The following is a 1,893-nucleotide window of genomic DNA, read 5'->3' as shown; positions in this document are numbered from 1 at the left end:
GGCCTCGATCACCGGGCATCCGGCGGGGCCGGGGCGGGTGGGCGTCTCGGTCTGCGACATCGCGACCGGCACCATGGCGCATGCCGCGGTGCTGGAGGCGCTGATCGAGCGCGGCATCACCGGCGAGGGCAAGGCGATCGGCATCTCGCTGTTCGACGCCATGGCCGATTGGATGAACGTTCCCCTGTTGTATTTCGAAGGCACCGGCAAGGCGCCGCAGCGGCTGGGGCTGGCACATCCGTCGATCTGTCCCTACGGCGCCTTCGCCACCTCGGATGGGGCGCTGGTGCTGATCTCGATCCAGAACGAGCGGGAATGGCAGCAATTCTGCGCCGGCTTCCTGCAGGAGCCGGAGCTGCCGCAGCGCGACGGCTTCCGCAGCAATGTCGAGCGCGTCGCGCATCGGCCGGACGTCGATGCGCATGTCGCCGCCGTCTTCGCCACGCTGACGCGGGACGAATGCGCGCAGCGGCTGCGCGGCGCGAACATCGCCTATGGCTTCGTCAACGACCTGCCGGCGCTGGCGGCGCATCCGGCGCTGCGGCGGCTGGTGGTGCAGACGCCAAACGGCGAGGTGGCGATGGCCGCCCCCGCCGCGCGTCTGGACGGCCCGCCGCGCGGCTATGGCCCGGTGCCGGCGCTGGGCGCGCAGACCGCGGCCGTCAGGGCGGAATTCTCCGGAGGCTGAAGCCATGGATTTTGCGGCGAGCGCGGAGCAGGACGCGCTGCGCGAGGCGATCGCGCGGCTGTGCCAGGGTTTCGGCGACGACTACTGGCTGGCGCGCGACACCGACGGGCGCTTCCCCGCGGAATTCCACCAGGCGCTGGCCAAGGATGGGTGGCTCGGCGTCTGCATGCCGCCGGAGCTCGGCGGGGCCGGGCTCGGCATCACCGAAGCCGCCATGATGATGCGGACCATCGCCGAATCCGGGGCCGGGATGACCGGCGCCTCGGCCGTCCACATGAACATCTTCGGGCTGAACCCTGTCGTGGTCTTCGGCAACGAGGCGCAGAAGGCGCGGATGCTGCCGCCGCTGATCGCGGGAACCGAGCGGGCCTGCTTCGCGGTGACGGAGCCGAACACGGGCCTCGACACCACGCAGCTGCGGACGCGGGCGGAGAAGCGTGGCGACCGTTACGTCGTGCATGGACAGAAGGTGTGGATCTCGACGGCGCAGGTGGCCGAGAAGGTGCTGCTGCTGGCGCGCACGACCCCGATCGAGGCGGTCCAGAAGAAGACCCAGGGGCTCAGCCTGTTCTACACCACGCTCGACCGGGCGAAGGTGCAGGTGCGGGAGATCCCGAAGATGGGGCGGAAGGCGGTCGATTCGAACGAGCTGTTCTTCGACGGGCTGGAAGTTCCGGAGGAAGACCGCATCGGCGAGGAGGGGCGCGGCTTCGACTATATCCTGCACGGGCTGAACCCCGAGCGGATCCTGATCGCCGCCGAGGCGGTGGGCCTGGGCGTCGTCGCGCTGCAGCGGGCGACGGCGTATGCCAAGGAGCGGCAGGTCTTCGGCCGCGCCATCGGGCAGAACCAGGCGATCCAGCATCCGCTGGCCGAGAGCTGGATGGAGCTGGAGGCGGCCTGGCTGATGGTGATGAAGGCGGCCTGGCGCTACGACCAGGGCCTGTCCTGCGGCGCCGAGGCGAATGCGGCCAAGTATCTGGCCGCCGAGGCCGGGTTCAAGGCCTGCACCCAGGCGGTGATGACGCATGGCGGCTTCGGCTATGCGCGCGAGTACCATGTCGAGCGCTACCTGCGGGAGGTGATGATCCCCCGCATCGCGCCCGTCAGTCCGCAGCTGGTGCTGTGCTTCATCGCCGAGAAGGTGCTCGGCCTGCCGAAGTCTTACTGAAGGCGGGGTCCGGGGGGACACTGTCCCCCCGGAC

The 1,893-nt window shown here is 70.0% G+C and carries 2 protein-coding genes; both read left to right on the top strand.

Annotation, left to right across the window (positions count from 1 at the left end; all coding sequences use genetic code 11):
* Nucleotides 1-688: CoA transferase (locus BKE38_RS28555; protein ID WP_131829776.1), on the top strand; the 688-nt coding region annotated here is incomplete at its 5' end.
* 4 nt (nt 689-692) lie between these two features.
* A complete protein-coding gene (locus tag BKE38_RS28550) occupies nt 693-1,859 on the top strand; it encodes an acyl-CoA dehydrogenase family protein (protein WP_076960524.1) in 1,167 nt (388 codons plus the stop codon).
* Nucleotides 1,860-1,893 lie beyond the last annotated feature (34 nt).

Source organism: Teichococcus deserti (genome assembly GCF_001982615.1).
Classification (GTDB): Bacteria; Pseudomonadota; Alphaproteobacteria; order Acetobacterales; family Acetobacteraceae; genus Pseudoroseomonas; species Pseudoroseomonas deserti.
This window is presented reverse-complemented; position numbering and strand designations above follow the sequence as displayed.